Here is an 8052-nt window from a genome sequence, read left to right as displayed (position 1 = left end):
GGGCGCCTCGTGCGGCAGCGGCTCGGCGAAGGCCAGGCGCAGTTCGTCGCGCGCCTGCAGGTCGGCCATCACCCGGGCCGCGGCCTCGGGATCGGTCGCAAGATGCCGCTCCACCGCCACGCGGCGCCAGGGGTCGAGCTGATCGGCCTCGTGCGGCAGCGGCTCGGCGAAGGCCAGGCGCAGTTCGTCGCGCGCCTGCAGGTCGGCCATCACCCGGGCCGCGGCCTCGGGATCGGTCGCAAGATGCCGCTCCACCGCCACGCGGCGCCAGGGGTCGAGCTGATCGTCGACATAGGCCACGAGGTCGAGCTCGGTCACGGGCTCATGCATCGTCCGCATCGCGTCCTCCCACCACCCGAAGCGGCTGGCGCGCCGCCTCTCCGTTCTCGAAGGCCCGCAGCGCGGCCCGCGCCCGGCCGATCCGCGACATGAGCGTGCCCTGCGGCACGCCGAGCACCTCGGCGGCCTCGGCATAGGACAGCCCCTCGATCGCCACGAGATGCAGCGCCGAGCGCTGCTCCTCGGGCAGGCGCGCGAAGGCCTCGCGGATCTGGGCCAGCCGCACCGCGCTCTCCTGCGAGGCCGGGTGCGACAGGGGGGCTGCCTCCATCGCCGCCGCCTCGCGCCGTTCGCGGGCGCGGCGGCTGCGCAGCGCATCGATGAAGAGGTTGTGCAGGATCGACATCAGCCAGACCCTGAGCCCCTTGCCGCGCCGGAAGCTCGCCCGCCGCTCATGCGCGCGCAGGAGCGCCTCCTGCACGAGATCCTCGGCCTCCGCTTCGTCGCGCGTGAGCGACCGGGCGTAGCGCCGGAGCGGGGTCAGTTCGGCCAGGATCTCGTCTGTTTCACGCATCTTGCCGGATATACGGAGCCGCGCCGCCCCTTCATCCCGCAAGAGCGAAATAAATCCGAAGATTTTTAGCCGGGCGGCAGGCAGGTCGAGGTGACGGCCACCGGAATGAGGGTCCAGAGGGTCGCGACAAGCGCCACGACGGCGAGGAGGAGGCTGGTTCCGCGCACGAACCGGCCCGGATCGCCGAAGCGCCGCGAGCGGAGGGCGAGGAGAAGCCCGAGCTGGAGCGCGAGGACCGCGCCCCCGCCTGCGATCAGGAGCAGGCGTCCGCCCGGCCAGCCGCCCGAACAGACGAGCCCGTGCAGCCCGTAGACCGCGCTGAAGCCTGCAAGCCAGAGCGTGAGGGGCAGGGCGATGCGGAGGATGGCGCTCATGCGACCAGCCCCGGCAGGAGGGCGGCCGCAACGCCGACAAGGCCCGCGAAGGCCGCCCAGTCGGTCCAGAGCCGCAGGATGCGCAAGGGGGCGATCCGCGCGGCCGAGAGCCTGCCGCGGGCCTGCATCGCCATCGCGACGAGCGTCATCAGGAGGGCCAGAGCCGCGTGGAAGCCCGTGCCGGGGCGCACATGCCGGCTGTCAACCGCGAGGCCGGTCACGGCGATGTCGCCTCCGCGGCCGCCCGCGGGCGTGAGCCCGAGCGCCGAGAGTGTTGCTGCGCGATCCGCCATCAGCGGTCTCCCTGTCAGTTGCGCACCGCTGTTATCCGATCCACGGGCGGGGCTTCAACCTTGGGGCGCAGGCCGAGGAGCGGCGCCGTGCGGCGGATGATCTCGGCGGCCACGGGCACGGCGGTGTAGCCGGCCGTCCGGCGCGGCTCGGGGCCCGAGGTCTCGACCGGCTCGTCGAGCGTGACGATCAGCACATAGCGCGGGTCCGAGGCGGGGAAGATGGAGGCGAAGGTGTTCACCACCTTGTCGTGGTAATAGCCGCCGCGCGGGTTGGGCTTGTCGGCGGTGCCGGTCTTGCCCGCCACCTCGTAGCCCTCGACGTCGCCGTAGGAGGCCGTGCCGCGCGTCACCACCTGTCGCAGCATCGAGAGCGAATCGCGCGCGACCTCGGGGCGCATGGCGCGCGGGCCCTGCGGACGGTCGTTCTGGTGGAGGAGGGTGGGCTTCACGGTGATGCCGCCGTTCGCGATCGTGCCGTAGGCCGCGGCCAGATGCATCGGGCTCGCGGCGAGCCCGTGGCCGTAGGAGGTGGTGATCGTGGTGATCTCGGGCCATTTCGCGGGGACGAGCGGGCGGGCATAGGGCGCCTCGACCAGCTCGACCGGGGTCGGATCGAAGAAGCCCAGCGATTTCAGGAAAGCCTGCTGGCGCAGTCCGCCGATCTGGAGCGCGAGCCGCGCCACACCCACGTTCGAGCTCTTCACGATCACGTCGGTGACCGACAGGAGCGGGCCGTAATTGTGGTTCTTGAATTCCTTGATGAGGAATCGGCCCCAGCGCATCGGCGCATTGGCATCGACGATGGTCTGCGCATTCACGAGGCCCAGCTCCATCGCCTGAGCCACGGTGAAGATCTTGAAGGTCGAGCCGAGTTCGTAGACCCCCTGCACCGCGCGGTTGAAGAGCGGGCTGTCGCCGGGATCGGCGTTGCGGTCGACGAGGGGCGCCGGGCGGTCGTTCGGATCGAAGTCGGGCAGCGAGGCGAGAGCCAGGATCTCGCCGCTGTGCGCCTCCATCAGGATCGCCGTCGCGCCCTTGGCGTTCATCATCTTCATGCCGGCGCCGAGAACCTCGGTGATGGCCGCCTGCACGGTCAGGTCGATGGAGAGCTGCAGCGGCTCTCCGGCTGCCGCCGGATCGCGCAGCCGCGTGTCGAGCGCCTTCTCGATGCCGGCCGTGCCGATCACTTCCGCCGAATGGACGCCCTCGGCGCCGAAGCTGGTGCCGCCAAGCACATGGGCGGCCAGCCGGCCGTTGGGATAGAGGCGCATCTCGCGCGGGCCGAAGAGCAGGCCCGGATCGCCGATGTCATGCACCTGCTGCATCTGCTCGGGCGAGAGCTTCTTGCGGATCCAGAGGAAGCGGCGGCCGTCTGTGAAGCGCTTGGCCAGATCCTCTTCGTTCAGTTCGGGGAAGATCGCCGCAAGCTCGCGGGCGACCCGGGCGGGATCCACCATGTCCTGCGGGTGGGCATAGAGCGAATGGGTCAGCAGGTTCGTGGCGAGGATCCGGCCCGAGCGGTCGGTGATGTCGGCCCGCTGGTTCAGGATCTCGGCCCCGCTCGCCGCGGCGCGCGGCTCCATGGGCTGGGTCGAGGCCAGAAGCCCCATGCGGGCCCCGATGACGGAGAAGGCGAGGAAGAAGCTGAGGCCGAGCAGGAGGAGCCGGCCCTCGGCGCGGTTGCGCGCCTTGTCGCGCATCGCCTCGTGGCGGATGCGGCGGTTCTCGCGCTCGATGGAATCGGGATTCTCGCCCTTGGCGCGGGCGTCGAGGATCCGGGCCAGGGGGCGCAGCGGCGTGCGGATCACAGCGGCTCTCCCACTTCGCCCGAGATGTCGCCCGGCCGCAGATCCTGCGGCGTGACCACCTGGAGCGGATCCGGCGGATAGGAGACCTGCGCGGCCGAGCCGAATTGCGCGGCCTCGAGCGGCAGGAGGCCCAGACGGTCGAAGTTCAGCGCCGCCAGTTCGCGCAGCCGGTCGGGACGGTTCAGATAGGCCCATTCCGCGCGCTGCACCGAGAGCGACTCGCGCAGGGTCGCGATCTCGCGGTTGAGCGCCGAGACGTCCTTGAGCGCCTGCTGCGTGGCATAGTTCTCACGGTAGGCCCAGAAGGCCAGCCCCATCACGGCGAGGAAGGTGAGGACATAGAGCACGGGGCGCATTCAGCGGCGTCCTTTCTTCGGGATGAGCGGGGTGCCGAGCGCCTGCGGATCGACCTTTCCCGCGGGGGCGTCCGTGCGGACACCCACCCGCAGCCGGGCCGACCGGGCGCGCGGATTCTCGGCGAGTTCCGCCTCGTCCGGGCCGATGGCACGACGCAGCGGAAGAGTGAAGCGGGGCGCGTCGGCGCGCGTCTCGGGGGCGTAGCGGTTGCCCTGCCCCTCGCCGCCCGAGCGGAGCTGGAGGAACCGTTTCACGATCCGGTCCTCGAGGCTGTGGAAGGTGACGACGGCGAGCCGGCCGCCGGGCTTGAGCGCGCGCTCGGCCGCCTCGAGCCCCTCGACCAGTTCCGAGAATTCGGCATTCACCGCGATGCGGATCGCCTGGAAGCTGCGGGTGGCCGGATGCATCTGGCCGGGCTTCGGCCGCGGCAGGCAGCGGGCCACGATCTCGGCCAGGGCGAGCGTGCGGGTGATGGGTGCCGCGGCGCGGGCCTCGACGATGGCGCGGGCGATGCGGCGCGAGGCGCGCTCTTCGCCGTAGTGATAGAGAATGTCGGCCAGCGTCTCCTCGGAGGCGGTATTGACCAGATCGGCGGCGCTTTCGCCCTCCTGGCTCATGCGCATGTCGAGCGGGCCGTCCTTCTGGAACGAGAAGCCGCGCTCGGCCAGATCGAGCTGCATCGAGGAGACGCCGAGATCGAGCACCACCCCGTCGAGGGGCGCGCCCGCATGACTGTCGAGTTGCGAGAAGGTGCCCGCCACGAGGCGCAGCCGGTCGCCGTAGCTTCCCGCCCAGGCGGAGGCCATCTCGAGCGCGAGCGGATCGCGGTCGACGCCGATCACCCGGTCCGCGCCCGCCTCGAGAAGACCCCGCGCATAGCCGCCTGCCCCGAAGGTGCCGTCGAGCCATGTGCCCTCGACCGGCGCCACCGCGGCCAGGAGCGGACGCAGCAGCACCGGGATGTGGGGCCGGCGCTCGGTGTCGGCCTCGGCCATGGGTCAGAGCCCCGTATCTTCGAGCAGCGAGAGCATGTCCGCCCCCGGAGGCAGGAGCACCTCCTCTTCGGCGGCGAGCTCGGCTGCGTAGGTGTCGGCCTTCCAGATCTGGAACTTGTTGAGCGTGCCCGCGAAGGTGGCCTCGGTGCCGCCCTTCAGCTCGTCGGGCGAGATGCCCAGCTTCTCGCGGCCCTTGGGCGGCAGCACGATCCGGCCGTCCTCGTCGAGCTCCATGTTGAGCGCGAGGGTAATCATGTTGCGTTCGAGATAGCGCCGCTTGGGCGTGCCCATGGGCAGGCTGCGGATCCGTTCCTCGATCCGCTCCATCTCGGAAATGGTGTAGCACTCGACATAGGAGCGGTCGCCGCCATAGACGAGCACGAAGCTCGACCGGCCGCCGGAAAATTTGGGATCGCCCGCTTCGATGACACGACGGAAGGGGGCCGGGATCGACACCCGCGCCTTGGCGTCAACCTTCTGGTTGTATTCGCCTCTGAACGCCTCCGCCACTTCCCTGCGGCTCCTTCACTGTCCGGTGCCGTCCCGGGAGGCGCAACGCGCACCCCGGAAACGAAAGCGGCGGATCGAGCGGCTGCCACTGCCCGATCCGCCGTGCCTGTCCCATCGCTGGGTGTCCAACTGCGCACACACACCTGGGGGGATGTCTGCTCGCATGCGCGCCGGATCTGTCATTGGATGAAAGCGGGTGCCTGTATGAAGCCTGCTTTTCGCCTGTTCGGGGTCTGTCGCCCCTGTTCACTGTCCCGTTCTCATCTCGTGAGCTAGGGATGCCATGGGATTTCATGGGACGCAATGGGCAGATTGGGCCGGCAGGCGCCAAAGCGCGGGAAGCCGCTGACGGTCATCGAAGCGGCCATGTCGAGCTGCACAATCTGCAACCACAGATATAGGGAGTCAGAACTCCCCTACTCCGAAATATTGTGTAAAAGGCGCGGATTGTCCCGTCCCACGATTTCCCACAGGGAATCGCGGCTGCAGCGAATTTGCCACATGTTCGGTTAAATTCGTCCGGGCAGGTCGCCGCCTGACGGTGCGAATCGCGGGGATGTGAGCAGCTTTGATTCCTCGGGATCGGCACATGAGGGCCTGTGTTCCATGGAATCCCGGAGAGGCACCAGCGGCCGGGCGCCTTTCCCACGATTTCCCGGAAGCCCGTGTCTTCCGGGTCGCAGTCCGGCCGCGGGAGGGCCTTGCGGACTCAATCCCATGATTTCCCGTGGCCTTGCGGCCATCCCCTCCCCCGACCGGGATCGCGCCGGGAAAGCCCTCGCGCCCGGTGGGCGCGCAGCCTCGGCCGAAGCCCGCCCTTTCGGGGCGGCTTCGGACGGCTCACAGGCCAGATGAGGAAGGTGGCTCCCTCCCGAGCAGGGGGCGGGAGCCGGGGGCGTCCGGCCTCAGGCCATGCCGCCCGCCACGAGGCGGCGGGCGAGATCGGCATAGGCCTCGGCGATCGGCCCCTCGCCGGCCGCGACGGGGCGGCCCTCGTCACCTGCAAGGCGGACCGACAGATCGAGGGGCAGCTCGCCCAGGAACGGCACGTCGAGGCGCCTCGCCTCCTCCGCCACGCCGCCATGGCCGAAGATATGGGCCTCGTGGCCGCAGTTCGGGCAGACGTAGCTCGACATGTTCTCGATCAATCCGAGAACCGGCGTCTTCAGCTTGCGGAACATGTCGAGCGCCTTGCGCGCATCGAGGAGCGCCACATCCTGCGGCGTCGAGACGACGATGGCGCCCGTGACCTGCGTGCGCTGGCAGAGGGTGAGCTGGATGTCCCCCGTTCCCGGCGGCAGGTCCACGAGCAGCACGTCGAGCTCGCCCCAAGCCACCTGCCCCAGAAGCTGCTGGAGCGCGCCCATCAGCATCGGGCCGCGCCAGATCACCGCCTCGTCCTCCTTCAGCATGAGGCCGAGCGACATCATGGTGACGCCATGCGCCGAGGGCGGCAGGATCGTCTTGCCGTCCGGCGAGGCGGGGCGGCGGTTCACGCCCATCATGCGCGCCTGCGAGGGGCCATAGATGTCGGCATCGAGCAGGCCGACCTTCCGACCCTGCCGCGCGAGCGCCACGGCGAGGTTCGAGGAGACGGTGGACTTGCCGACGCCCCCCTTGCCGGATCCGATCGCGATGATCCGGTCGATCCCCGCGATCGGCTGGGGCCCGGCAGGCTGCGGCGTCGGATGCTGGCCGATCTTGAGCGACGGTGCGGCAGGCCCGTGGGCGGTCATCACCGCCTGCACGCCCGCGATGCCCGGCAGCGCCCGAAGCGCCCGCTCGGCCTCGGCGCGGACGGGCTCCAGCGCACGGGCGGCCTCGGCGCTCGGCGCCTCGATCACGAAGCGCACCGCGTCGCCCTCGACGGTCAGCGCACGAATCAAATCTCTCGAAACGAGCGTGCCCCCGTCCGGCAGCGGGATGCGGTCGAGGACCGCGAGGACGGATTCACGAGCGATCGGCATGGCCTTCTCCTTTGACCCAGGCGGGCCTAGCTTGCAGGGCTTGGACAAAAGGACAAGCCCGCGTTTTCAAAGCGCCCTCGAAGCGGGCGAAGCGCCTGCAAGAGCGCGCAAATCCGGGCGGGAGAGCCATGCAGACGCCGCATGGCAGCATTGCCCATGCGGCGCATTGTGCAGATGCAGCAAATGGCCCATGTTTGCCCTAACAGCGCGACGGAGACGTCACGAACGAACCCGGTCCGCGCAGTCTAGACGAACCTGAGGCAGATGAAATGGCTTACGCAAACACCACCCGTATCGGGCACCACGGTCTGGGAGACCGTGTTTCGGCCCTGGTGGCTTCGGTGAAACTCGCTCTCGCGCAGCGCCGGATCTACCGGCAGACCGTGCGCGAACTGAACTCGCTGACGACCCGTGAACTGGCCGACCTCGGCATCCACCGCTCGATGATCACCCGCATCGCGATGGAAGCCGCCTACGGTCTCTGAGTTTCCTGCGAGGTCCCACCTCCTCCCGGGACCTGTAGCAGCAGCGGCGACGCCTCTCCTCCTCCCTGGTGTCGCCGTCCTTTCTTCCGAAGCGCAAGCTTCCCCCCTCTTCGAACGGCCTCTCCTCCTCCCTGGCCGATCGGAACCGCAGCGGCCCCCTCCTCCTCCCTGGGGTCGCTGCACCAGATCCGGGCATCGGGCCTTGCGCCCCCTGCCCACCGGACTTCGGCACTGCACCTCCTCCCGCGGTGCCGATGACCAAGCGGCGGCTCCCTCCTCCTCCCTGGAGCCGTCGCCCCCCTTCCGGGATCGGGCCCAGCGCCCCCTCCCACCGGACTTCGGTACTGCACCTCCTCCCGCGGTGCCGATGACCAAGCGGCGGCTCCCTCCTCCTCCCTGGAGCCGCCGCC

At 69.8% G+C, this 8052-nt stretch carries 10 protein-coding genes; 1 reads left to right on the top strand and 9 read right to left on the bottom strand.

The genetic code is table 11. The features are described from left to right. The 9 genes from A9O63_RS23500 to A9O63_RS20655 form a co-directional block, all read right to left on the bottom strand. Positions 1-339, bottom strand: a 339-nt coding sequence (locus A9O63_RS23500) for a zf-HC2 domain-containing protein (RefSeq protein ID WP_235837015.1), incomplete at its 3' end; no start/stop codon positions are given. Further along, a complete protein-coding gene (locus tag A9O63_RS20690) occupies positions 323-853 on the bottom strand; it encodes a sigma-70 family RNA polymerase sigma factor (protein WP_011339035.1) in 531 nt (176 codons plus the stop codon). The genes A9O63_RS23500 and A9O63_RS20690, both read right to left, overlap by 17 nt. Before the next feature lie 65 nt (positions 854-918). Further along, positions 919-1227: a hypothetical protein gene (locus tag A9O63_RS20685; protein ID WP_069333574.1), complete on the bottom strand. Its 309-nt coding sequence runs from the start codon at positions 1225-1227 to the stop codon at positions 919-921. Next, the gene (locus A9O63_RS23495) at positions 1224-1520 is read right to left on the bottom strand and encodes a hypothetical protein (RefSeq protein ID WP_069333573.1); all 297 of its coding nucleotides are present in this window, start codon (positions 1518-1520) and stop codon (positions 1224-1226) included. The genes A9O63_RS20685 and A9O63_RS23495 overlap by 4 nt, the downstream gene beginning before the upstream one ends. 14 nt (positions 1521-1534) lie before the next feature. After that, on the bottom strand, positions 1535-3328 hold the full coding sequence (locus A9O63_RS20675; RefSeq protein ID WP_069333572.1) for a peptidoglycan D,D-transpeptidase FtsI family protein: 1794 nt from the start codon (positions 3326-3328) through the stop codon (positions 1535-1537). Next, positions 3325-3684 (bottom strand): cell division protein FtsL, encoded by a 360-nt coding sequence (gene ftsL, locus A9O63_RS20670; RefSeq protein WP_009562985.1) that lies wholly within the window; start codon positions 3682-3684, stop codon positions 3325-3327. The genes A9O63_RS20675 and ftsL overlap by 4 nt, the downstream gene beginning before the upstream one ends. After that, on the bottom strand, positions 3685-4680 hold the full coding sequence (gene rsmH / locus A9O63_RS20665) for a 16S rRNA (cytosine(1402)-N(4))-methyltransferase RsmH (protein WP_069333571.1): 996 nt from the start codon (positions 4678-4680) through the stop codon (positions 3685-3687). A 3-nt stretch (positions 4681-4683) separates the two neighbouring features. After that, entirely contained in the window at positions 4684-5190 is a 507-nt protein-coding gene (mraZ, locus tag A9O63_RS20660) for a division/cell wall cluster transcriptional repressor MraZ (protein ID WP_069332425.1), read from the bottom strand. 905 nt (positions 5191-6095) lie between these two features. Then, positions 6096-7157: an Mrp/NBP35 family ATP-binding protein gene (locus A9O63_RS20655; protein WP_069332426.1), complete on the bottom strand. Its 1062-nt coding sequence runs from the start codon at positions 7155-7157 to the stop codon at positions 6096-6098. Between the two features lie 269 nt (positions 7158-7426). On the opposite strand from A9O63_RS20655, the gene A9O63_RS20650 reads away from it, so the two are divergent. Then, complete coding sequence (locus A9O63_RS20650; RefSeq protein WP_041669202.1) at positions 7427-7642, top strand: DUF1127 domain-containing protein; 216 nt, start codon at positions 7427-7429, stop codon at positions 7640-7642. The last annotated feature ends 410 nt before the right edge of the window (positions 7643-8052 follow it).

The organism is Cereibacter johrii, from assembly GCF_001720585.1.
Classification (GTDB): domain Bacteria; phylum Pseudomonadota; class Alphaproteobacteria; order Rhodobacterales; family Rhodobacteraceae; genus Cereibacter_A; species Cereibacter_A johrii.
The sequence above is the reverse complement of the archived record's forward strand: the minus strand, read 5'-3'. Positions and strand labels throughout refer to the sequence as shown.

Coding starts and splice junctions, on each gene's coding strand:
- rsmH (WP_069333571.1), bottom strand. CDS start 4,680: ATGGCCGAGGCCGACACCGAGCGCCGGCCCCACATCCCGGTGCTGCTG.
- A9O63_RS23495 (WP_069333573.1), bottom strand. CDS start 1,520: ATGGCGGATCGCGCAGCAACACTCTCGGCGCTCGGGCTCACGCCCGCG.
- A9O63_RS20690 (WP_011339035.1), bottom strand. CDS start 853: ATGCGTGAAACAGACGAGATCCTGGCCGAACTGACCCCGCTCCGGCGC.
- A9O63_RS20655 (WP_069332426.1), bottom strand. CDS start 7,157: ATGCCGATCGCTCGTGAATCCGTCCTCGCGGTCCTCGACCGCATCCCG.
- ftsL (WP_009562985.1), bottom strand. CDS start 3,684: ATGCGCCCCGTGCTCTATGTCCTCACCTTCCTCGCCGTGATGGGGCTG.
- A9O63_RS20650 (WP_041669202.1), top strand. CDS start 7,427: ATGGCTTACGCAAACACCACCCGTATCGGGCACCACGGTCTGGGAGAC.
- A9O63_RS20685 (WP_069333574.1), bottom strand. CDS start 1,227: ATGAGCGCCATCCTCCGCATCGCCCTGCCCCTCACGCTCTGGCTTGCA.